Origin of the sequence: Escherichia albertii (genome assembly GCF_028622335.1) — a bacterium.
Classification (GTDB): Bacteria; Pseudomonadota; Gammaproteobacteria; order Enterobacterales; family Enterobacteriaceae; genus Escherichia; species Escherichia albertii.
Genome location: NZ_CP117568.1, coordinates 194,409 through 216,100 on the forward strand (window position 1 = coordinate 194,409; position 21,692 = coordinate 216,100).

Consider the following 21,692-nt stretch of genomic DNA (forward strand, 5'->3'; position numbering starts at 1 on the left):
GCGGGCAATCTTTAACTGCTTACAGGTTTATAAGAATATTCCCATCTGCATCAACAACGCCACTGACCACCCGGCCTGAAACCATGCGTACCCGCGCATTTTGCGCGACGCCGGCATTGTTCAGCGCCTGACCCTCGGCATTGGCGCTAAACCCATCGCCGCTGGCGATGACGTTGACGCGTTGTCCCGCTTTTACCCGCCAGACCTGGCGCAACAGGGGGAGCTGTATAGGCTGATCGGGCGACAGATCGCGCAGACTGACGGCATCAGCTAATTGATTTACATCTAGCACGGTGCGCGGCGGTAGGGTGTCCAGCCGCCCGCGCTTCAATTTGACGCTACCGGCTTCTAACTTCCCGCCCCGCATAATCGGCATCGCGGCGATCACATAATTCCCCGTAGCCTGCACATTGACTTGCAAATATCGCCTGTCGTTACCGCAACGTGCCAGCACATTCACATTGCCCCACAGGCGGGCATGATTGAGCAGGGAAAGCGACGGTTGCTCGCATGGCGGCAGTAGATTTGGCGCCGTGCGAATGGACACTCGTACTTCATCACTCAAGCCTGCCAGTTGTGCTGCAAAAAAGGTTTGCAATTGCGATGTGAGATTGCCCGCCGTACTCCACGGACTGAACAGCATCGCGATGATTGCCACGCCACGCCTGATTGTCAGCATCTTTGCCTCCAGCCATTTTGACCGACTGAATTGTACCTGTGTGCAATGACCATCAACGGCATAAATAGCGAGCTATTTTGCGTTTATTCTGCCGATAACACGCGCGTAAAGGCATTTAATCTGATGGCAGAATTTTGATACCTGCGGAGGAGATATGCTCGATAAACTCGACGCCGCCTTACGTTTTCAACAAGAGGCGCTCAATCTGCGCGCCCAGCGTCAGGAAGTGCTGGCGGCAAATATCGCCAATGCCGATACCCCCGGTTATCAGGCGCGCGATATCGATTTTGCCAGTGAACTTAAAAGAGTCATGCAACGTGGACGGGATGAAACCCGCGTGGTCGCCCTGACGTTGACTTCGACGCAGCACATTCCGGCGCAGGTGCTGACGCCTCCTTCTGCAGAATTGCAATACCGGATCCCGGACCAGCCTTCTCTGGACGGTAATACCGTTGATATGGATCGCGAACGTACCCAGTTTGCCGATAACAGCCTGCAATACCAGATGAGCCTTAGCGCGTTGAGTAGCCAAATCAAAGGCGTGATGAATGTTTTACAGAGCGGAAATTAACGGATGGCACTGCTGAATATTTTTGATATTGCCGGGTCGGCGTTAACCGCCCAGTCTCAGCGTCTGAACGTGGCGGCCAGTAATCTGGCGAATGCCGATAGCGTGACTGGTCCCGATGGTCAACCGTATCGGGCAAAACAGGTGGTGTTTCAGGTGAACGCCGCTCCAGGGGCTGCGACAGGCGGCGTTAAAGTGGCTGGCGTGATTGAAAGTCAGGCACCAGACAAATGGGTCTATGAACCGGGTAATCCGCTGGCGGATGCGAAGGGCTACGTGAAAATGCCAAACGTCGATGTGGTAGGCGAGATGGTTAATACCATGTCGGCGTCGCGCAGCTATCAGGCTAACGTTGAAGTGCTTAATACGGTGAAAAGCATGATGCTGAAAACCCTCACGCTCGGTCAATAAAGGAGAAAGTCATGTCCATTGCGGTGACCACCACCGATCCGACAAATATCGGCGTCAGCACCACCAGCAGTAGTTCGATTACGGGCAGCAATTCTGCGGATTTACAAAGCAGTTTTCTGACGTTGCTGGTGGCGCAACTGAAAAACCAGGACCCAACCAATCCAATGGAAAACAATGAGCTGACATCGCAACTGGCGCAAATTAGCACGGTCAGCGGAATTGAAAAGCTCAACACCACACTTGGTTCGATTTCCGGGCAGATTGATAACAGCCAGTCGCTACAGGCCAGCAACCTGATTGGTCACGGCGTCATGATCCCCGGTACCACCGTTCTTGTTGGAACCGGCAGTGACGAAGGGGCCGTGACGACCACCACGCCGTTTGGCGTTGAACTGCAACAGGCCGCGGATAAAGTGACCGCCACCATCACCGATAAAAACGGCGCAGTTGTCCGTACTATCGATATCGGTGAACTGAGTGCTGGAGTCCACAGCTTTACCTGGGATGGCACGTTGACCGACGGCGCCACTGCGCCAAACGGTGCTTATAACGTCGCGATCAGCGCCAGTAACGGCGGCACACAACGGGTTGTTCAGCCACTGCAGTTTGCTCTGGTGCAGGGGGTGATCCGCGACAATAACGGTAACACGCTGGATCTCGGCACTTACGGTACTACCCCCCTCGACGAAGTACGGCAGATCATTTAAGCCTTCACATTTCAGGAGTCAGTCATGGCCTTTTCTCAAGCGGTGAGTGGATTAAACGCTGCCGCCACCAACCTCGATGTTATTGGCAACAATATCGCCAACTCCGCCACTTATGGCTTTAAATCCGGCACGGCCTCTTTTGCTGATATGTTTGCCGGTTCTAAAGTCGGTCTGGGGGTAAAGGTTGCCGGAATTACCCAGGATTTTACCGATGGCACCACCACCAACACCGGGCGTGGTCTGGACGTGGCTATCAGCCAGAACGGTTTTTTCCGTCTGGTAGACAGCAACGGTTCGGTGTTTTACAGCCGTAACGGGCAGTTCAAACTTGATGAAAACCGCAACCTGGTGAATATGCAAGGTTTGCAGTTGACGGGATATCCGGCAACCGGCACGCCGCCGACTATTCAGCAAGGCGTGAATCCAACCAATATTTCGATTCCGAATACACTCATGGCGGCAAAAAACACCACCACGGCGTCAATGCAGATTAACCTGAACTCCAGCGATCTGCTTCCCACCGTTAAAACGTTCGATGTCACGAATGCCGATAGCTATAACAAAAAAGGCTCGGTGACGGTTTTCGATAGCCAGGGCAATGCTCATGATATGAGAATCTACTTTGTGAAGACCGGGGATAATAACTGGGATGTTTACACTCAGGATAGCAGCGATACAGCAAGCAAAGCAGATCTGGCGACCACGCTGGAATTTAATGCCAATGGCGTATTAGTTAAGGGAGAGATAGCAAATATCAAGACTGGCGCTATTAATGGTGCCGATCCTGCAATATTCTCCCTTAGCTTCCTCAACTCCATGCAGCAAAACACCGGTGCTAACAACATTGTGGCAACCACCCAGAACGGCTACAAACCGGGCGATCTGGTGAGTTACCAAATCAATGATGATGGCGCCGTGGTAGGCAACTATTCCAACGAACAAACCCAACTGCTGGGGCAGATTGTGCTGGCTAATTTCGCCAACAATGAAGGCCTGGCATCAGAAGGTGACAACGTCTGGTCTGCGACGCAATCTTCTGGCGTGGCGCTATTGGGAACTGCAGGAACCGGCAATTTTGGCGCGTTGACCAATGGTGCGCTGGAAGCGTCTAACGTCGATCTCAGTAAAGAGCTGGTCAATATGATCGTTGCCCAACGTAACTATCAGTCTAACGCCCAGACCATCAAAACGCAGGACCAGATCCTTAACACACTGGTTAACTTACGCTAATCGCTGACGGGATAGCTTAATGGATCACGCAATCTATACCGCGATGGGCGCTGCCAGCCAGACGTTGAATCAACAGGCGGTGACTGCCAGTAATCTGGCCAATGCCTCCACGCCCGGTTTTCGCGCCCAGTTAAACGCCTTGCGTGCAGTGCCCGTTGAAGGGCTTTCCCTGCCGACGCGCACGCTGGTGACGGCCTCTACGCCGGGAGCAGATATGACGCCCGGCAAGATGGATTACACCTCGCGTCCGCTGGATGTCGCATTACAGCAGGACGGCTGGCTGGTCGTGCAGACCGCCGAGGGTAGCGAGGGGTATACGCGTAACGGCAATATTCAGGTTGATCCTGGCGGCCAACTGACGATTCAGGGGCATCCGGTAATTGGCGAGGCAGGCCCGATTGCTGTGCCGGAAGGGGCAGAAATCACCATCGCGGCCGATGGTACCATTTCGGCGCTCAATCCGGGCGACCCGGCAAATACCGTCGCGCCAGTCGGAAAATTAAAACTGGTGAAAGCCCAGGGCAGTGAAGTGCAGCGTGGTGATGACGGGATGTTCCGTTTAAGCGTGGAAAGTCAGGTCACGCGTGGATCTGTGCTGCAGGCTGACCCGACGTTACGGGTAATATCGGGCGTGCTGGAAGGTAGCAACGTCAATGCCGTTTCGGCGATGAGCGACATGATTGCCAGTGCGCGGCGTTTTGAAATGCAGATGAAGGTAATAAGCAGCGTCGATGATAACGCAAGCCGCGCCAACCAACTGCTGTCGATGAGTTAATTGCAAGGATAAATGACAAACATACGTTGCCCGATGCGCAAGCTTATCGGGCCTACAGGTTGCGTCGCAATATATTGAGTTTACAAGACATTGTAGGCCGTATCCGGCAAGAAGACATATGCACTTTGTCAGCACTCCACAACAGGACACTTTATGAACAGTTCATTATGGATCGCCAAAACGGGTCTTGACGCCCAGCAAACCAATATGGACGTCATTGCCAATAATCTGGCAAACGTCAGTACCAACGGTTTTAAGCGCCAGCGAGCGGTGTTTGAAGATTTGCTTTATCAAACTATTCGCCAGCCTGGGGCGCAGTCTTCCGAACAAACCACTTTACCCTCCGGGTTACAAATTGGTACGGGGGTGCGTCCGGTCGCCACTGAACGCTTACACAGTCAGGGCAACCTGTCGCAAACCAATAACAGCAAAGATGTGGCAATTAAAGGACAGGGCTTTTTCCAGGTGATGCTGCCGGATGGTTCATCGGCCTATACCCGCGATGGATCTTTCCAGGTGGATCAAAATGGGCAACTGGTGACGGCGGGCGGTTTTCAGGTGCAACCAGCAATCACCATTCCGGCGAATGCGTTAAGCATTACCATTGGTCGTGATGGCGTGGTCAGCGTTACCCAGCAAGGCCAGGCCGCTCCGGTTCAGGTCGGGCAGCTCAATCTCACCACTTTTATGAATGATACCGGGCTGGAGAGCATTGGCGAAAATCTCTACAGCGAAACGCAATCCTCCGGCGCGCCGAATGAAAGCACACCGGGCCTGAACGGCGCGGGGCTGTTGTATCAAGGGTATGTTGAAACGTCTAACGTCAACGTGGCGGAAGAGCTGGTCAACATGATCCAGGTACAGCGTGCTTACGAAATCAACAGTAAAGCGGTATCTACCACCGATCAGATGCTGCAAAAACTGACGCAACTCTAAGGCATAACCGGTGGAAAGTTCCCACCGGATTACTGATTTTTGAAGATGATAGCCATGCATAAAAACGCTGCGCGCGTATACGCCATTTCCAGCTTGTTGGCGCTCTCTCTGTCCGGTTGTGCCTGGATACCGTCCACGCCGCTGGTACAGGGGCCGACCAGTGCACAACCGGTGCCCGGTCCGACGCCCATCGCCAACGGCTCCATTTTTCAGTCTGCTCAGCCGATTAACTATGGCTATCAACCTCTGTTTGAAGATCGTCGACCCCGCAATATCGGTGACACACTGACTATCGTGTTGCAGGAAAACGTTAGCGCCAGTAAAAGCTCGTCCGCTAATGCCAGTCGCGATGGCAAAACCAGTTTCGGCTTTGATACCGTGCCGCGCTATTTGCAGGGCCTGTTTGGCAATGCCCGCGCTGATGTTGATGCATCCGGGGGCAATAGCTTCAACGGTAAAGGCGGCGCCAATGCCAGTAATACTTTTAGCGGTACGTTGACCGTAACCGTGGATCAAGTGCTGGTTAACGGCAATCTGCATGTGGTGGGTGAAAAACAGATCGCCATTAATCAGGGCACTGAATTTATTCGTTTTTCTGGTGTTGTTAATCCGCGCACCATCAGCGGCAGCAACACTGTGCCGTCTACTCAGGTGGCGGATGCGCGCATTGAATACGTAGGTAATGGCTACATTAACGAAGCGCAAAATATGGGCTGGTTGCAGCGTTTCTTCCTTAACCTGTCGCCAATGTAAGTGAGGCTGTGGTGATTAAATTTCTCTCTGCATTCATTCTTCTGCTGACGGCGACAGTGGTACAGGCCGATCGGATCCGCGATCTCACCAGCGTACAGGGAGTACGGCAAAACTCGCTAATTGGTTACGGGCTGGTGGTGGGGCTGGACGGTACGGGTGACCAGACAACCCAGACGCCGTTTACGACCCAAACGCTTAATAACATGCTTTCACAGTTGGGTATTACTGTTCCAGCTGGCACCAATATGCAGTTAAAAAACGTCGCAGCGGTAATGGTGACAGCATCACTTCCACCATTTGGACGTCAGGGGCAAACCATTGACGTGGTGGTCTCTTCCATGGGAAATGCCAAAAGTCTGCGTGGCGGTACGTTGCTGATGACGCCGCTTAAGGGTGTCGATAGCCAGGTATATGCGCTGGCGCAGGGCAATATTCTGGTTGGCGGCGCAGGGGCATCTGCAGGGGGAAGCAGTGTCCAGGTTAACCAGCTTAACGGTGGACGGATCACCAACGGTGCGGTTATCGAGCGTGAATTGCCCAGCCAGTTTGGCGTTGGGAATACCCTCAATTTGCAGCTTAATGACGAAGATTTCACGATGGCGCAACAAATCGCTGACATCATCAACCGTGTGCGCGGCTATGGCAGCGCTATGGCGTTAGATGCGCGTACTGTTCAGGTGCGCGTGCCGAGTGGTAACAGCTCCCAGGTGCGTTTCCTTGCTGATATTCAGAATATGCCGGTTAATGTCACCCCACAGGACGCCAAAGTGATTATTAACTCGCGCACCGGATCGGTGGTAATGAATCGCGAAGTGACCCTCGACAGTTGCGCAGTAGCGCAGGGCAATCTCTCGGTTACGGTAAACCGTCAGGCTAATGTCAGCCAGCCAGATACACCGTTTGGCGGCGGGCAGACCGTGGTGACTCCACAAACCCAGATCGATTTACGCCAGAGCGGCGGTTCGCTGCAAAGTGTACGTTCCAGCGCCAGTCTTAATAATGTAGTGCGTGCGCTTAATGCGCTCGGCGCTACGCCGATGGATCTGATGTCTATTTTGCAATCAATGCAAAGCGCAGGATGTCTGCGGGCAAAACTGGAAATCATCTGATGATTAGCGACGGCAAACTACTGGCGAGTGCCGCCTGGGATGCACAATCGCTCAACGAACTGAAAGCGAAAGCAGGCGAAGATCCAGCGGCGAATATTCGTCCGGTCGCTCGCCAGGTGGAAGGGATGTTCGTGCAGATGATGCTGAAAAGCATGCGTGAAGCCTTGCCAAAGGAGGGGCTGTTCAGTAGCGAACACACTCGCCTTTACACCAGCATGTATGATCAACAGATTGCCCAGCAGATGACGGCAGGTAAAGGTCTGGGACTGGCGGAGATGATGGTTGAACAGATGACTCCGGCACAACCATTGCCAGATGAAGCACAACCCGCGGCACCGATGAAATTCTCGCTCGAAACCGTGGCGCGTTATCAAAATCAGATGTTTTCGCAGTTGGTGCAAAAGGCCGTACCGCGTAATTACGATGATTCGCTGCCGGGCGATAGTAAAGCGTTTCTCGCGCAACTCTCGTTACCCGCCCAACTGGCAAGCCAGCAAAGCGGTGTGCCGCATCATTTGATTCTTGCCCAGGCTGCGCTGGAATCTGGCTGGGGTCAACGGCAAATCCGCCGTGAAAACGGTGAGCCGAGCTACAACCTGTTTGGCGTCAAAGCCTCTGGCAACTGGAAAGGGCCAGTTACTGAAATCACCACGACTGAATATGAAAACGGCGAAGCGAAGAAAGTAAAAGCGAAGTTTCGGGTTTACCGCTCGTATCTTGAAGCATTGTCGGATTACGTTGGGCTATTAACACGTAACCCGCGCTACGCCGCCGTGACGACCGCCGCGAGTGCTGAACAGGGGGCACAGGCCCTACAGGACGCGGGCTATGCCACCGATCCCCACTATGCCCGTAAACTCACCAATATGATCCAGCAGATGAAATCGATAAGCGACAAGGTGAGCAAAACCTACAGTATGAATATTGATAATCTGTTCTGATCAGCTCAAGTCCGGCGAGTGGCTGCCGATAATACTCTGTAATTAAAGGCTTATAAGGAACCTCCATGTCCAGCTTGATCAATAACGCCATGAGCGGACTGAACGCGGCCCAGGCGGCGTTAAATACGGCAAGTAATAATATCTCCAGCTATAACGTTGCCGGATATACCCGCCAGACGACTATTATGGCGCAGGCTAAAAGCACTCTCGGCGCTGGCGGCTGGGTTGGCAATGGCGTCTACGTTTCTGGCGTACAGCGTGAATATGATGCGTTTATTACCAACCAGTTACATGCGGCGCAGACTCAAAGTAGCGGTCTGACTTCCCGCTATGAGCAGATGTCGAAAATCGACAATATGCTCTCTGGCAGCACCTCTTCGCTGGCAACGCAAATGCAGGATTTCTTCACCAGCCTGCAAACGCTGGTGAGTAACGCGGAAGATCCGGCGGCGCGTCAGGCGCTGATTGGTAAAGCAGAAGGACTGGTGAATCAGTTTAAAACCACAGATCAGTATCTGCGTGACCAGGACAAACAGGTTAATATCGCGATAGGCGCCAGCGTTAGCCAGGTCAATAATTACGCCAAACAAATCGCCAGTCTGAACGATCAAATCTCCCGTTTAACAGGCGTGGGGGCAGGGGCGTCTCCTGACGCTCTGCTGGATCAACGCGATCAGCTGGTGAGCGAATTAAACCAGATTGTTGGTGTTGAGGTCAGCGTTCAGGACAGCGGCACTTACAATATCACTATGGCCAATGGTTACTCGTTGGTTCAGGGCAGCACAGCTCGCCAGCTAGCGGCAGTACCTTCCAGCACCGATCCGTCTCGCACTACGATCGCGTATGTCGATGCGAGCGCGGGAGATATCGAAATACCGGATAAACTCCTGACGAGCGGGTCGCTGGGCGGCATTCTGACATTCCGTTCTCAGGATCTCGACCAGACGCGTAATACGCTTGGGCAACTGGCGTTGGCATTTGCTGAGGCTTTCAATACCCAACATAACAAGGGATTTGATGCCAATGGTAAGGAAGGGGGGAATTTCTTTGCCATCGGCAAGCCTGCGGTTCTGCAAAACAGTAATAACAAAGGCAATAGCGCACTCAGTGCCACGGTGACTGAAGGTTCAGCGGTGCTGGCTACTGATTATAAAATCTCATTTAGCAATAACCAGTGGCAGGTCACCCGCCTTGCCAGCAATACCTCTTTTACAGTGATGCCTGATGCTAACGGTAAAGTCTCGTTTGATGGTATGGAGTTAACGTTCACTGGAACGCCCAAAGCCAATGATAGTTTCACGCTGAAACCAGTAAGCGATGCCATCGTCAATATGGATGTATTAATCACTGATGAAGCGAAAATTGCGATGGCAAGTGATAAAGAAGCGGGGGAAAGCGACAATCGTAACGGTCAGGCCCTGCTGGATCTGCAAAACAACAGTAAAACAGTGGGCGGAACGAAATCGTTTAATGATGCCTACGCCATACTGGTTAGCGATATCGGTAATAAAACTGCCACGTTGAAAACCAGCAGTACCTCGCAGGGTAATGTGGTAACGCAACTTTCTAATCAGCAGCAGTCTATTTCTGGCGTCAATCTCGACGAAGAGTACGGCAACCTGCAACGTTTTCAGCAGTATTACCTGGCCAATGCACAGGTTCTGCAGACGGCGAATGCTATTTTTGATGCGCTGATTAACATTCGCTAAGGGGAGATAAGATGCGTTTCAGTACCCAGATGATGTACCAGCAAAATATGCACGGTATCACCAGTTCTCAGGCGGAATGGATGAAGTACGGCGAACAGATGTCGACGGGTAAGCGAGTCGTTAACCCTTCTGACGATCCTGTTGCTGCATCACAAGCTGTCGTGCTCTCCCAGGCGCAGGCGCAAAACAGCCAGTATACGCTGGCGCGAACTTTCGCCACTCAAAAAGTGTCACTGGAGGAGAGTGTGCTTGGCCAGGTTACCACCGCAATCCAGAGCGCGCAGGAAAAAATTGTCTACGCCAGCAACGGCACTTTGAGTGACGATGACCGGGCATCGTTAGCAACGGATATTCAGGGGATCCGCGACCAGTTGTTGAATCTGGCGAATACCACTGACGGTAACGGACGCTACATTTTTGCCGGTTATAAAACAGAATCTGCGCCGTTTAGCGAAGCGGATGGCGAATATATCGGTGGAAAAGAAAGTATTAAGCAACAGGTCGATGCTTCGCGTTCGATGGTGATAGGGCATACCGGCGACAAAATTTTCAACAACATTACCAGCAATGCGGTGAAGGAACCGGACGGTAGCAGTTCTGAAACCAATCTTTTTGCCATGCTGGATAGCGCCATCGCGGCGCTGAAAATACCGGTCGCGGAGAGCGAAGTAGATAAAGAAACCGCCGCAGCGGCATTGGATAAAACCAACCGTGGACTGAAAAATTCGCTGAATAATGTCCTGACTGTACGCGCAGAATTAGGCACGCAGCTAAATGAACTGGAGTCGCTGGATTCATTAGGTAGCGATCGCGCCTTAGGACAAACGCAGCAGATGAGTGATTTGGTTGATGTAGACTGGAACGCGACCATTTCATCTTACGTGATGCAGCAAACGGCGCTCCAGGCATCGTACAAAGCGTTTACCGATATGCAGGGGTTGTCTCTATTTCAGCTTAATAAATAAGCGTCTGTCAGAACATTCCATGAAGCCTGGGATGTTTTGTCTGCCTGCTCCGGGGATTGCCGGAGTAGGCTTTTTTTGTCTTATTTTTGAGTGGTTAGGTAACAAGAATGCCATTGGATGAATTTGAATATTTTTATTTATACCTGAAATAAAAAAGCCCCAGCGATTGCCAGGGCTTGATCTCTTTGAGCTAATGATTACTCAACAGGCTGCGGACGCGCAGGAGCGGCAGAAGCATGATGCGTTGCCGTATGACCACCTGCGGCACCTTTACCTTCGAAAGCAAAGGTCGGGCGCTGCCAGTCACTGTGACGCGGTGCTTCTGGAACATATTCCGGCGCCGGAGCGCGAGTCATCGGCGCGGTAGCGTGATTATGCTCAACGACTACCTCAGGGACAACAGGGGCTACCGTTTCCACTTTCGCCGCGACTTCAGCGACGATCGGTGCAGCAAGTTGAGCAACGGCTTCAGGTTCAGCAGGTTGAGCAACGACTTCCGGTTCAGCAACCATAACCTCAGTTGTTTCGTCGACATCTGCAATAGCTACCGTCTCTTCTTGCGGTTCGATAACCGGTTCCGCGTGTTCTGCGACTTCCTGCGCTACGGCAACATCAGCTTCGGTAATCACCTGCGGTTGTTCAGTTACTTCGGCGGCAATCACTTCAGAATGCGTCGTTTCGATAACTTCCGGTTGCGGTTGGGCAATCTGAACGGGAGCTTCTATGACTTCAGCCGCTTCTTCAACAACCGGCTCGCTAACAACAGGTTCGATAGCGGCAGCAACAGGGACTTCAGTCACTATCGGTTGCACCTGCATTTCTTCCTGCTCACGCGGCTCTTCAATCTGTACATCTTGCGAACGAACAACCGGGTAACGGATCCAGACTTTGCCAGAAGCCAGTTCTGGAGACGCACAGGCGACGGTTAACGGCATTGGCGACTGGGCCGGATAACGTTCATCACGATAGCGGCGACGGCGTTGACCGCTGACGCGCAGGTGACGCGGCGAGCGGCGAGAACGACGCGGCATGCCACCATTATCACGGTTATCTGTATTGTTCTCTTCTTGCTGTTCCGGCACAGCTGGTGTAACTACCGGCAGAGGTACTTTCACCAGTTCAGTACGTGGGGCAGGCGCTTCCTGTTCAACGACAGGTTCTGCCGCAACAGTTTCTTCAACCACCGGTGCGGTTGCCACTTCTTCCGCAACGTTTTGCTCATAACGTACTTTCTGGCTTAGTTGACGCTGTTTACGACGTGGCTGAACCGGACGTGCACGCTCTTCCTGTTCGGTTTCCTGTACAGACTGCTCTTCAACATTCAGCGCTTTCGCTTCCTGTTGCGCCTGACGTTTATCATCGTTACGGCGGCGGCTACGTTCGCGACGCGGTGTTTGCTGTTCGTCGGTGGTACGTGCTTTTTCCGTTACATCAGCTTGCTGACGGCTCTCACGAGTCTCGGCTGTCTGCTGCTGCGCCTGGCGACGGTTACGGCGGTTATCTTCGCGGTTATCGCCACCTTCTGTACGTTCGCCTCGGGTGTCGCGACGTTCATTACGGTCACGGCGGTTGTTCTGACGAGGCTTACGGCGATCCTGTTGACGCTCAGGTTTCGCTTCTGTTTTGGGTGCTGACTGTTCAGCAGGTTTCGCTTCTTCACTGCTGCTGAACAGGGATTTTAGTGCACCGAAGAAGCGACTTAACAGACCTGGTTGTGCAGGTGTTGCCGGAGCGGCGGCTTTGGGTGAAGGCGTCGCTGCCTGAACTGCTGGTTCTGCCGGGGCTGGCGCTGGTGGAACATCAGGCATGGCAAACGTTGCCAGCGCAGGTTGTTCTGGGCGCTTACGCTCGGCGAACTCTTCTTCAGACGGCAATGCCATCGCTTCTTCATGCAGCTTCGGCAGCATGTAGCTTAAGGTTGGCGTTTCTTCGCCTTTACGCACGCGCAGTACGTGATAGTGCGGGGTTTCCATCTGATCATTTGGCACAATCACACAGCGCACGCCGTCCTGACGCGTTTCAATGGCATTCACCGCAGAACGTTTTTCGTTCAGCAGGTAAGAAGCGATTGGCACAGGAACGATCGCGTGGACTTCCTGAGTGTTCTCTTTCAGCGCTTCTTCTTCAATCAGGCGCAGAATAGAGAGTGACAGGGACTCGTTGTCACGTACGGTGCCAGTACCAGAGCAACGCGGACAGACGTGATGGCTGGATTCACCGAGTGACGGGCTCAGGCGCTGACGGGACATCTCCAGCAGGCCGAAGCGAGAAATATGGCTGATTTGAATACGCGCACGGTCCTGGCGTACCGCTTCACGCAGACGGTTTTCTACCGCACGCTGGTGGCGTACTGGCGTCATGTCGATGAAGTCGATAACAATCAGACCGCCGAGGTCTCGCAGACGCAACTGGCGAGCAATTTCATCGGCCGCTTCGAGGTTGGTGTTAAACGCCGTTTCTTCGATATCGCCGCCGCGGGTTGCGCGTGCAGAGTTGATGTCGATGGCGGTTAATGCCTCGGTGCTGTCGATAACGATGGAACCACCTGATGGCAGACGGACTTCACGCTGGAAGGCCGACTCGATCTGCGATTCGATTTGATAGTGGCTGAACAACGGAATTTCACCGGTGTACAGTTTGATTTTGCTGCTGAAATCCGGGCGACCCAGCGCGGCGATATGCTGGCGCGCCAGTTCGAGTACTTTCGGGTTATCGATCAGGATTTCGCCAATGTCCTGACGCAGGTAGTCACGGAAAGCACGCACAATTACGTTGCTCTCCTGGTGGATCAGGAACGGAGCAGGGCGGCTTTCTGCGGCTTTTTTGATGGCTTCCCAGTGTTTCAGGCGGAAGCTTAAATCCCATTGCAGTGCTTCGGCAGATTTGCCGACGCCGGCAGTACGCACGATAAGCCCCATGCCTTCAGGCAGTTCAAGGCTTGCCAGCGCTTCCTTTAATTCGGTACGGTCATCACCCTCAATACGGCGAGAAATGCCGCCCGCGCGCGGGTTGTTCGGCATCAAAACCAGATAACTACCTGCCAGACTGATAAAGGTGGTGAGTGCTGCGCCTTTGTTGCCGCGCTCTTCTTTATCGATCTGAACAATGACTTCCTGGCCTTCACGTAACACATCTTTAATGTTCGGGCGACCATGAGCGCTATAGTTAGCAGGGAAATATTCGCGGGCAATTTCTTTTAATGGGAGGAAACCGTGACGTTCAGCGCCGTAATCAACAAAAGCAGCTTCCAGACTCGGTTCAATGCGGGTGATTTTACCTTTATAGATATTTGCCTTTTTCTGTTCATGCCCTGGACTTTCGATATCCAGGTCATACAGACGCTGCCCGTCTACAAGGGCAACGCGCAACTCTTCCTGCTGAGTTGCGTTGATTAACATTCTTTTCATCGTAACTTACTCATTATTCTTACATTGACGACTAAGCTGCGGGCAAAGTAACGCCTTGCCGGGTGTGAACCGATGGCCTCGTGTCTAGTCGCGTCGCCAACCTCACGGTTATCGTCAGCTCAAAGAGGCGCAGAGTGTCGGTTGCCCGTTTTTCATGCGGAAAAACAGCGCAATTATCAGAGAAACAGACTGGGTGTTACTCTCCAGAAATATTTCCATCTACCGGTAAGGACTGCAACCCGCAGCCCGCTAACTGCCTGAAAGATCAATACGTCTTACGCCATTGCTGCGTTGATGATCGGTCGGGCAAAATGGGTTATTCCGTAAAATTTCTTGTTTTAACAAGGTTGGACACGGAAACGGTCTCATTATTCCACTGCAAGCCTTGTTATAGCAAGATGACTTTTACCATTTATCACCCGCTTACTCACAGTTTTTTCACTTCTTGCTGGTGATTGGTTTAATAACCATCAATAAAGTGATCACGTAATGAAGTAATAAGGTGCAAAACTAAATATAAGCATAGAAAAATGAGTGGCGCGAATCCTGCTGGCTAATTAGAATCGCCCACCATGAAAACAGAGACTCCATCCGTAAAAATCGTTGCTATCACCGCCGATGAAGCGGGGCAACGTATCGACAACTTTTTGCGTACCCAACTGAAAGGTGTGCCAAAAAGTATGATCTACCGTATTTTGCGTAAAGGTGAAGTACGGGTGAATAAAAAACGTATTAAGCCTGAATATAAACTCGAAGCTGGCGATGAAGTGCGTATCCCTCCGGTTCGTGTTGCCGAACGAGAAGAAGACGCCGTTTCGCCGCATCTGCAAAAAGTGGCGGCGCTGGCCGATGTCATCTTATATGAAGATGATCATATTCTGGTGCTGAATAAACCGTCCGGCACGGCAGTGCATGGCGGTAGCGGTTTAAGTTTTGGCGTTATTGAAGGGCTGCGAGCGTTGCGCCCGGAAGCGCGTTTTCTTGAACTGGTGCATCGACTCGATCGGGACACTTCAGGCGTACTGTTGGTGGCGAAAAAACGCTCGGCGTTGCGTTCTCTGCATGAGCAGTTGCGTGAAAAAGGCATGCAAAAAGATTATCTGGCGCTAGTGCGTGGTCAGTGGCAGTCGCATGTCAAGAGCGTGCAAGCGCCGTTGCTGAAAAACATTCTGCAAAGCGGCGAGCGTATTGTGCGTGTGAGTCAGGAAGGTAAACCGTCAGAAACGCGCTTTAAAGTGGAAGAACGCTATGCGTTTGCCACGCTGGTTCGTTGCAGCCCGGTTACCGGACGTACCCACCAGATCCGTGTGCATACGCAGTATGCCGGTCATCCGATTGCCTTTGATGATCGCTACGGCGACCGTGAATTTGACAAACAGCTCACTGAAGCGGGAACGGGATTAAATCGCTTATTCCTGCACGCGGCAGCGTTGAAGTTTACCCATCCGGGAACGGGTGAGGTGATGCGCATTGAAGCACCGATGGATGAGGGTTTGAAGCGTTGTTTGCAGAAGTTGCGTAACGCACGTTAATATGAATATATAAGCCTGTAATGGGTGGTAGGCCAGATAAGGCGTAAATGCCTTATCTGGTAGATAAAACTATCCCATCAGCGGATTTTTTCCTTCCCGACGTAGCATCTGACAGAGCGCGATTAGTGGCAAACCTACCAGCGTGTTAGGGTCGCGCCCTTCTAAACGCTCAAACAGCGTAATGCCAAATCCTTCACTCTTAAAGCTTCCTGCACAGTGCAGGGGATGCTCCTTGCGCACATAATTATCAATCTCCGCCTCGCTCAGGTGACGGAAATGGACGTCAAAAGGTTCTACTTCTGTTTGCAAATGTCCATTGGCGGAATTATACAGTGCCAGCCCAGTATAGAAGGTGACAATATTGCCGCTGGCTTTGCGTAATTGTAGACGGGCATTTTCTTCCGTTAATGGTTTTCCGGTGATCTCTCCATCCAGTACACACACTTGATCTGAACCGATAATTAAATGTTTCGGATAACGTGACGCCAGGGATTGCGCTTTTTCTTGCGCCAGCCGAAGTACCAGTTGGCGTGGTGATTCATCGTTGCGTGGGGTTTCATCGACTTCCGGCGCTGCACATTCAAAAGCAATTTGCAGTTTTTCAAGTAGAGCGCGGCGCCAGGGCGAGGTGGAGGCTAAAATAAGTTTAGACATATTTTTTCCATCAGATATAGCGTATTGATGATAGCCATTTTAAACTATGCGCTTCGTTTTGCAGTTTGATGTTCGTTGTCAGCACTGAACGAAAATAAAGCAGTAACCCGCAATGTGTGCGAATTATTGGCAAAAGGCAACCACAGGCTGCCTTTTTCTTTGACTCTATGACGTTACAAAGTTAATATGCGCGCCCTATGCAAAAGGTAAAATTACCCCTGACTCTCGATCCGGTTCGTACGGCTCAAAAACGCCTTGATTACCAGGGTATTTATACTCCTGATCAAGTCGAGCGCGTCGCCGAATCTGTAGTCAGTGTGGACAGTGATGTGGAATGCTCCATGTCGTTCGCTATCGATAACCAACGTCTCGCAGTGTTAAACGGCGATGCGAAGGTGACGGTAACGCTCGAGTGTCAGCGTTGCGGGAAGCCGTTTTCTCATCAGGTCTACACAACGTATTGTTTTAGTCCTGTACGTTCAGACGAACAGGCTGAAGCACTGCCGGAAGCGTATGAACCGATTGAGGTTAACGAATTCGGTGAAATCGATCTGCTTGCAATGGTGGAAGATGAAATCATCCTCGCCTTGCCGGTAGTTCCGGTGCATGATTCTGAACACTGTGAAGTGTCCGAAGCGGACATGGTCTTTGGTGAACTGCCTGAAGAAGCGCAAAAACCAAACCCATTTGCCGTATTAGCCAGCTTAAAGCGTAAGTAATTGGTGCTCCCCGTTGGATCGGGGATAAACCGTAATTGAGGAGTAAGGTCCATGGCCGTACAACAGAATAAACCAACCCGTTCCAAACGTGGCATGCGTCGTTCCCATGACGCGCTGACCGCAGTCACCAGCCTGTCTGTAGACAAAACTTCTGGTGAAAAACACCTGCGTCACCACATCACTGCCGACGGTTACTACCGCGGCCGCAAGGTCATCGCTAAGTAATCACGCGTTTGCGTGATGAAGCTTAGTGAGGATTTTCCCCAGGCAACTGGGGAAAGACCAAACCGGGCGGCGACGATACCTTGACACGTCTAACCCTGGCGTTAGATGTCATGGGGGGCGATTTTGGTCCTTCTGTGACAGTGCCTGCTGCATTGCAGGCACTGAATTCTAATTCGCAACTCACTCTTCTTTTGGTCGGCAATCCCGACGCCATCACGCCATTACTTGCTAAAGCTGACTTTGAACAACGTTCGCGTCTGCAGGTTATTCCTGCGCAGTCAGTTATCGCCAGTGATGCCCGACCTTCGCAAGCTATCCGCGCCAGTCGCGGTAGCTCAATGCGCGTGGCGCTGGAATTGGTAAAAGAAGGTCGAGCACAGGCCTGTGTCAGCGCGGGTAATACCGGTGCGCTGATGGGGCTGGCAAAATTATTACTCAAGCCCCTTGAGGGGATTGAGCGCCCTGCGTTGGTGACGGTACTGCCGCATCAGCAAAAGGGCAAAACGGTAGTCCTTGATTTGGGGGCTAACGTCGATTGTGACAGCACTATGTTGGTGCAATTCGCCATTATGGGTTCTGTTCTGGCAGAAGAGGTGGTGGAAATCCCTAATCCTCGCGTGGCGTTGCTCAATATTGGTGAAGAGGAAGTAAAGGGGCTGGACAGTATTCGGGATGCCTCTGCTGTGCTTAAAAAAATCCCTTCCATCAATTACATCGGCTATCTTGAAGCCAATGAGTTATTAACTGGCAAGACGGATGTGCTGGTTTGCGACGGATTTACAGGAAATGTCACATTAAAGACGATGGAAGGTGTTGTCAGGATGTTCCTTTCTCTGCTGAAATCTCAGGGAGAAGGGAAAAAACGGTCGTGGTGGCTACTGTTATTAAAGCGTTGGCTACAAAAGAGCCTGATGAGGCGATTCAGTCACCTCAACCCCGACCAGTATAACGGCGCCTGTCTGTTAGGATTGCGCGGCACGGTGATAAAAAGCCATGGTGCGGCCAATCAGCGAGCTTTTGCGGTCGCGATTGAACAGGCAGTGCAGGCGGTGCAGCGACAAGTTCCTCAGCGAATTGCCGCTCGCCTGAAATCTGTATACCCAGCTGGTTTTGAACTGCTGGACGGTGGCAAAAGCGGAACTCTGCGGTAGCAGGACGCTGCCAGCGCCACTCGCAGTTTGCAAGTGACGGTATATAACCGAAAAGTGACTGAGCGTACATGTATACGAAGATTATTGGTACTGGCAGCTATCTGCCCGAACAAGTGCGGACAAACGCCGATCTGGAAAAAATGGTGGATACCTCTGACGAGTGGATTGTCACGCGCACCGGTATTCGTGAACGCCATATTGCAGCGCCAAATGAAACCGTTTCTACTATGGGATTCGAAGCGGCGACGCGTGCAATTGAAATGGCGGGCATCGATAAAGACCAGATTGGACTGATCGTTGTGGCGACGACTTCTGCCACGCACGCCTTTCCGAGCGCGGCATGTCAGATTCAAAGCATGCTGGGTATTAAAGGTTGCCCGGCGTTTGACGTTGCCGCAGCCTGCGCGGGTTTCACCTACGCACTGAGCGTGGCCGATCAATACGTGAAATCTGGCGCGGTTAAGTATGCTCTGGTCGTCGGTTCCGATGTACTGGCGCGCACCTGCGATCCAGCAGATCGCGGAACAATTATCATTTTTGGCGATGGCGCGGGCGCTGCAGTGCTGGCTGCCTCTGAAGAGCCAGGAATCATCTCCACTCATCTTCATGCCGACGGCAGCTATGGTGAATTGTTGACGTTACCTAATGCTGACCGTATAAATCCAGAGAATTCAATTTATCTGACCATGGCGGGCAACGAAGTCTTCAAAGTTGCGGTAACGGAGCTGGCGCACATCGTTGATGAGACGCTGGAAGCAAATAATCTTGACCGTTCCCAACTGGACTGGCTGGTTCCGCATCAGGCGAACCTGCGTATTATCAGCGCCACGGCGAAAAAACTCGGTATGTCGATGGACAATGTCGTCGTGACGCTGGACCGCCACGGTAATACATCTGCCGCGTCTGTACCGTGCGCGCTGGATGAAGCCGTACGCGACGGGCGTATTAAGCCGGGGCAGTTGGTTCTGCTTGAAGCCTTTGGCGGTGGATTCACCTGGGGCTCCGCGCTGGTTCGTTTCTAGGATAAGGATTAAAACATGACGCAATTTGCATTTGTGTTCCCTGGTCAGGGTTCTCAAACCGTTGGAATGCTGGCTGATATGGCGGCGAGCTATCCAATTGTCGAAGAAACCTTTGCTGAAGCTTCTGCCGCGCTGGGCTATGACCTGTGGGCGTTGACCCAACAGGGGCCAGCCGAAGAACTGAATAAAACCTGGCAAACCCAGCCAGCATTGTTGACTGCATCCGTTGCACTGTACCGCGTATGGCAGCAACAGGGCGGCAAAGCACCGGCAATGATGGCTGGTCATAGCCTGGGGGAATACTCCGCGCTGGTTTGCGCTGGGGTGATTGATTTTGCTGATGCGGTGCGTCTGGTTGAGATGCGCGGCAAGTTCATGCAGGAAGCTGTACCGGAAGGGACTGGCGCAATGGCGGCAATCATCGGTCTGGATGATGCGTCTATTGCCAAAGCGTGTGAAGAGGCGGCAGAAGGTCAGGTCGTTTCTCCGGTTAACTTCAACTCTCCGGGCCAGGTGGTTATTGCGGGTCATAAAGAAGCTGTTGAGCGTGCAGGCGCCGCTTGTAAAGCAGCAGGTGCAAAACGTGCACTGCCGTTGCCGGTGAGCGTACCTTCTCACTGTGCGCTGATGAAGCCCGCGGCGGACAAGCTGGCGGTAGAATTAGCGAAAATCATCTTTAACGCTCCGACCATTCCAGTGGTGAACAACGTTGATGTGAAATGCGAAACCAATGGTGATGCCATCCGTGACGCATTGGTACGTCAGTTGTATAACCCGGTTCAGTGGACGAAGTCCGTTGAATACATGGCAGCACAAGGTGTAGAACACCTTTATGAAGTTGGCCCGGGCAAAGTGCTGACTGGCCTGACGAAACGCATTGTCGACACCCTGACCGCCTCGGCGCTGAACGAACCTTCAGCGATGGCAGCGGCGCTCGAGCTTTAAAAGAGGAACAACATGAATTTTGAAGGAAAAATCGCACTGGTAACCGGTGCAAGCCGCGGGATTGGCCGCGCAATCGCTGAAACGCTCGCAGCTCGTGGCGCGAAAGTTATCGGTACTGCGACCAGTGAAAACGGCGCACAGGCGATCAGTGATTATTTAGGTGCTAACGGCAAAGGTCTGATGTTGAATGTGACCGACCCGGCATCTATTGAATCTGTTCTGGAAAAAATTCGCGCAGAATTTGGTGAAGTCGATATCCTGGTCAATAATGCCGGTATCACTCGTGATAACCTGTTAATGCGAATGAAAGATGATGAGTGGAACGATATCATCGAAACCAACCTTTCATCTGTTTTCCGTCTGTCAAAAGCGGTAATGCGCGCTATGATGAAAAAGCGTCATGGTCGTATTATCACTATCGGTTCTGTGGTTGGTACCATGGGAAATGGCGGTCAGGCTAACTACGCTGCGGCGAAAGCTGGCTTGATCGGCTTCAGTAAATCACTGGCGCGTGAAGTTGCGTCACGCGGTATTACTGTAAACGTTGTTGCTCCGGGTTTTATTGAAACGGACATGACACGTGCGCTGAGCGATGACCAGCGTGCGGGTATCCTGGCGCAGGTTCCTGCGGGTCGCCTCGGCGGCGCACAGGAGATCGCCAACGCGGTTGCATTCCTGGCATCCGACGAAGCAGCTTACATCACGGGTGAAACTTTGCATGTGAACGGCGGGATGTACATGGTCTGATCGTGATTTGCACAAAATGCTCATGTTGCGCGCAGTCTGCGTGGTTATGAGTAATTATTAGTGCAAAATGATTTGCGTTATTGGGGGGTAAGGCCTCAAAATAACGTAAAATCGTGGTAAGACCTGCCGGGATTTAGTTGCAAATTTTTCAACATTTTATACACTACGAAAACCATCGCGAAAGCGAGTTTTGATAGGAAATTTAAGAGTATGAGCACTATCGAAGAACGCGTTAAGAAAATTATCGGCGAACAGCTGGGCGTTAAGCAGGAAGAAGTTACCAACAATGCTTCTTTCGTTGAAGACCTGGGCGCGGATTCTCTTGACACCGTTGAGCTGGTAATGGCTCTGGAAGAAGAGTTTGATACTGAGATTCCGGACGAAGAAGCTGAGAAAATCACCACCGTTCAGGCTGCCATTGATTACATCAACGGCCACCAGGCGTAAGTGAACATCTCCAGGCGGTCGTTCGACCGCCTGAGTTTTTTCTTTTTTGTCCCACTAGAA

22 protein-coding genes are annotated in these 21,692 nt (G+C 52.1%); 19 read left to right on the forward strand and 3 right to left on the reverse strand.

Annotated elements, in window-relative coordinates:
- Positions 1-19 precede the first annotated feature (19 nt).
- Positions 20-679 (reverse strand): flagellar basal body P-ring formation chaperone FlgA, encoded by a 660-nt coding sequence (flgA, locus tag PS053_RS00930; RefSeq protein ID WP_256879467.1) that lies wholly within the window; start codon positions 677-679, stop codon positions 20-22.
- Between the two features lie 154 nt (positions 680-833).
- On the opposite strand from flgA, the gene flgB reads away from it, so the two are divergent.
- The 11 genes from flgB to flgL all read left to right on the forward strand — a co-directional run bounded on the left by flgB (position 834) and on the right by flgL (position 10,783).
- Positions 834-1,250: a flagellar basal body rod protein FlgB gene (flgB, locus tag PS053_RS00935; RefSeq protein WP_000884709.1), complete on the forward strand. Its 417-nt coding sequence runs from the start codon at positions 834-836 to the stop codon at positions 1,248-1,250.
- Between the two features lie 3 nt (positions 1,251-1,253).
- On the forward strand, positions 1,254-1,658 hold the full coding sequence (gene flgC, locus PS053_RS00940; RefSeq protein ID WP_059217619.1) for a flagellar basal body rod protein FlgC: 405 nt from the start codon (positions 1,254-1,256) through the stop codon (positions 1,656-1,658).
- 11 nt (positions 1,659-1,669) lie between these two features.
- On the forward strand, positions 1,670-2,365 hold the full coding sequence (gene flgD, locus PS053_RS00945) for a flagellar hook assembly protein FlgD (RefSeq protein WP_059227667.1): 696 nt from the start codon (positions 1,670-1,672) through the stop codon (positions 2,363-2,365).
- 24 nt (positions 2,366-2,389) lie between these two features.
- A complete protein-coding gene (flgE, locus tag PS053_RS00950; protein WP_256879466.1) occupies positions 2,390-3,595 on the forward strand; it encodes a flagellar hook protein FlgE in 1,206 nt (401 codons plus the stop codon).
- Between the two features lie 19 nt (positions 3,596-3,614).
- Positions 3,615-4,370: a flagellar basal-body rod protein FlgF gene (flgF, locus tag PS053_RS00955; protein ID WP_256879465.1), complete on the forward strand. Its 756-nt coding sequence runs from the start codon at positions 3,615-3,617 to the stop codon at positions 4,368-4,370.
- A 153-nt stretch (positions 4,371-4,523) separates the two neighbouring features.
- Positions 4,524-5,306 carry a flagellar basal-body rod protein FlgG gene (flgG, locus tag PS053_RS00960; protein WP_059257962.1) on the forward strand — a complete coding sequence of 261 codons (783 nt, stop codon included), beginning with the start codon at positions 4,524-4,526 and terminating at the stop codon, positions 5,304-5,306.
- A 54-nt stretch (positions 5,307-5,360) separates the two neighbouring features.
- A complete protein-coding gene (gene flgH / locus PS053_RS00965; RefSeq protein WP_054410822.1) occupies positions 5,361-6,059 on the forward strand; it encodes a flagellar basal body L-ring protein FlgH in 699 nt (232 codons plus the stop codon).
- Positions 6,060-6,070: 11 nt separating this feature from the next.
- Positions 6,071-7,168: a flagellar basal body P-ring protein FlgI gene (gene flgI / locus PS053_RS00970; protein WP_059257964.1), complete on the forward strand. Its 1,098-nt coding sequence runs from the start codon at positions 6,071-6,073 to the stop codon at positions 7,166-7,168.
- Entirely contained in the window at positions 7,168-8,109 is a 942-nt protein-coding gene (flgJ, locus tag PS053_RS00975) for a flagellar assembly peptidoglycan hydrolase FlgJ (RefSeq protein ID WP_059257966.1), read from the forward strand. The genes flgI and flgJ overlap by 1 nt, the downstream gene beginning before the upstream one ends.
- Positions 8,110-8,174: 65 nt before the next feature.
- The gene (gene flgK / locus PS053_RS00980) at positions 8,175-9,818 is read left to right on the forward strand and encodes a flagellar hook-associated protein FlgK (protein ID WP_059257968.1); all 1,644 of its coding nucleotides are present in this window, start codon (positions 8,175-8,177) and stop codon (positions 9,816-9,818) included.
- An 11-nt stretch (positions 9,819-9,829) separates the two neighbouring features.
- A complete protein-coding gene (gene flgL / locus PS053_RS00985; protein WP_059224887.1) occupies positions 9,830-10,783 on the forward strand; it encodes a flagellar hook-associated protein FlgL in 954 nt (317 codons plus the stop codon).
- 197 nt (positions 10,784-10,980) lie between these two features.
- On the opposite strand, the gene rne is transcribed toward flgL, so the two are convergent.
- A complete protein-coding gene (gene rne / locus PS053_RS00990) occupies positions 10,981-14,190 on the reverse strand; it encodes a ribonuclease E (protein ID WP_149540906.1) in 3,210 nt (1,069 codons plus the stop codon).
- A 572-nt stretch (positions 14,191-14,762) separates the two neighbouring features.
- Here rne and rluC point away from each other — a divergent pair.
- Positions 14,763-15,722: a 23S rRNA pseudouridine(955/2504/2580) synthase RluC gene (gene rluC, locus PS053_RS00995; RefSeq protein WP_044709314.1), complete on the forward strand. Its 960-nt coding sequence runs from the start codon at positions 14,763-14,765 to the stop codon at positions 15,720-15,722.
- A 69-nt stretch (positions 15,723-15,791) separates the two neighbouring features.
- Here rluC and yceF read toward each other — a convergent pair whose 3' ends face one another.
- The gene (gene yceF / locus PS053_RS01000) at positions 15,792-16,376 is read right to left on the reverse strand and encodes a 7-methyl-GTP pyrophosphatase (protein WP_000040070.1); all 585 of its coding nucleotides are present in this window, start codon (positions 16,374-16,376) and stop codon (positions 15,792-15,794) included.
- A 197-nt stretch (positions 16,377-16,573) separates the two neighbouring features.
- Here yceF and yceD point away from each other — a divergent pair, with 197 nt between their 5' ends.
- From yceD to acpP, 7 genes are all read left to right on the forward strand, one after another.
- Positions 16,574-17,095, forward strand: a complete 522-nt coding sequence (gene yceD / locus PS053_RS01005; RefSeq protein ID WP_025237171.1) for a 23S rRNA accumulation protein YceD — start codon at positions 16,574-16,576, stop codon at positions 17,093-17,095.
- Positions 17,096-17,146: 51 nt separating this feature from the next.
- A complete protein-coding gene (gene rpmF / locus PS053_RS01010; RefSeq protein ID WP_000290727.1) occupies positions 17,147-17,320 on the forward strand; it encodes a 50S ribosomal protein L32 in 174 nt (57 codons plus the stop codon).
- A gap of 80 nt (positions 17,321-17,400) precedes the next feature.
- A complete protein-coding gene (plsX, locus tag PS053_RS01015; protein WP_256879464.1) occupies positions 17,401-18,471 on the forward strand; it encodes a phosphate acyltransferase PlsX in 1,071 nt (356 codons plus the stop codon).
- 68 nt (positions 18,472-18,539) lie between these two features.
- Positions 18,540-19,493, forward strand: coding sequence for a beta-ketoacyl-ACP synthase III (gene fabH, locus PS053_RS01020; protein WP_000288126.1), 954 nt, complete (start codon positions 18,540-18,542; stop codon positions 19,491-19,493).
- A 15-nt stretch (positions 19,494-19,508) separates the two neighbouring features.
- Positions 19,509-20,438, forward strand: coding sequence for an ACP S-malonyltransferase (gene fabD / locus PS053_RS01025; RefSeq protein ID WP_256879463.1), 930 nt, complete (start codon positions 19,509-19,511; stop codon positions 20,436-20,438).
- 12 nt (positions 20,439-20,450) lie between these two features.
- Positions 20,451-21,185, forward strand: coding sequence for a 3-oxoacyl-ACP reductase FabG (gene fabG, locus PS053_RS01030; protein WP_001008531.1), 735 nt, complete (start codon positions 20,451-20,453; stop codon positions 21,183-21,185).
- A 210-nt stretch (positions 21,186-21,395) separates the two neighbouring features.
- Positions 21,396-21,632: an acyl carrier protein gene (gene acpP / locus PS053_RS01035; RefSeq protein WP_000103754.1), complete on the forward strand. Its 237-nt coding sequence runs from the start codon at positions 21,396-21,398 to the stop codon at positions 21,630-21,632.
- Positions 21,633-21,692 lie beyond the last annotated feature (60 nt).

Bases quoted from the DNA above. Each gene is read 5' to 3' on its own strand.
- flgA (WP_256879467.1), bottom strand. From the start codon at position 679: ATGCTGACAATCAGGCGTGGCGTGGCAATCATCGCGATGCTGTTCAGT.
- flgB (WP_000884709.1), top strand. From the start codon at position 834: ATGCTCGATAAACTCGACGCCGCCTTACGTTTTCAACAAGAGGCGCTC.
- flgC (WP_059217619.1), top strand. From the start codon at position 1,254: ATGGCACTGCTGAATATTTTTGATATTGCCGGGTCGGCGTTAACCGCC.
- flgD (WP_059227667.1), top strand. From the start codon at position 1,670: ATGTCCATTGCGGTGACCACCACCGATCCGACAAATATCGGCGTCAGC.
- flgE (WP_256879466.1), top strand. From the start codon at position 2,390: ATGGCCTTTTCTCAAGCGGTGAGTGGATTAAACGCTGCCGCCACCAAC.
- flgF (WP_256879465.1), top strand. From the start codon at position 3,615: ATGGATCACGCAATCTATACCGCGATGGGCGCTGCCAGCCAGACGTTG.
- flgG (WP_059257962.1), top strand. From the start codon at position 4,524: ATGAACAGTTCATTATGGATCGCCAAAACGGGTCTTGACGCCCAGCAA.
- flgH (WP_054410822.1), top strand. From the start codon at position 5,361: ATGCATAAAAACGCTGCGCGCGTATACGCCATTTCCAGCTTGTTGGCG.
- flgJ (WP_059257966.1), top strand. From the start codon at position 7,168: ATGATTAGCGACGGCAAACTACTGGCGAGTGCCGCCTGGGATGCACAA.
- flgK (WP_059257968.1), top strand. From the start codon at position 8,175: ATGTCCAGCTTGATCAATAACGCCATGAGCGGACTGAACGCGGCCCAG.
- flgL (WP_059224887.1), top strand. From the start codon at position 9,830: ATGCGTTTCAGTACCCAGATGATGTACCAGCAAAATATGCACGGTATC.
- rne (WP_149540906.1), bottom strand. From the start codon at position 14,190: ATGAAAAGAATGTTAATCAACGCAACTCAGCAGGAAGAGTTGCGCGTT.
- rluC (WP_044709314.1), top strand. From the start codon at position 14,763: ATGAAAACAGAGACTCCATCCGTAAAAATCGTTGCTATCACCGCCGAT.
- yceF (WP_000040070.1), bottom strand. From the start codon at position 16,376: ATGTCTAAACTTATTTTAGCCTCCACCTCGCCCTGGCGCCGCGCTCTA.
- yceD (WP_025237171.1), top strand. From the start codon at position 16,574: ATGCAAAAGGTAAAATTACCCCTGACTCTCGATCCGGTTCGTACGGCT.
- rpmF (WP_000290727.1), top strand. From the start codon at position 17,147: ATGGCCGTACAACAGAATAAACCAACCCGTTCCAAACGTGGCATGCGT.
- fabH (WP_000288126.1), top strand. From the start codon at position 18,540: ATGTATACGAAGATTATTGGTACTGGCAGCTATCTGCCCGAACAAGTG.
- fabD (WP_256879463.1), top strand. From the start codon at position 19,509: ATGACGCAATTTGCATTTGTGTTCCCTGGTCAGGGTTCTCAAACCGTT.
- fabG (WP_001008531.1), top strand. From the start codon at position 20,451: ATGAATTTTGAAGGAAAAATCGCACTGGTAACCGGTGCAAGCCGCGGG.
- acpP (WP_000103754.1), top strand. From the start codon at position 21,396: ATGAGCACTATCGAAGAACGCGTTAAGAAAATTATCGGCGAACAGCTG.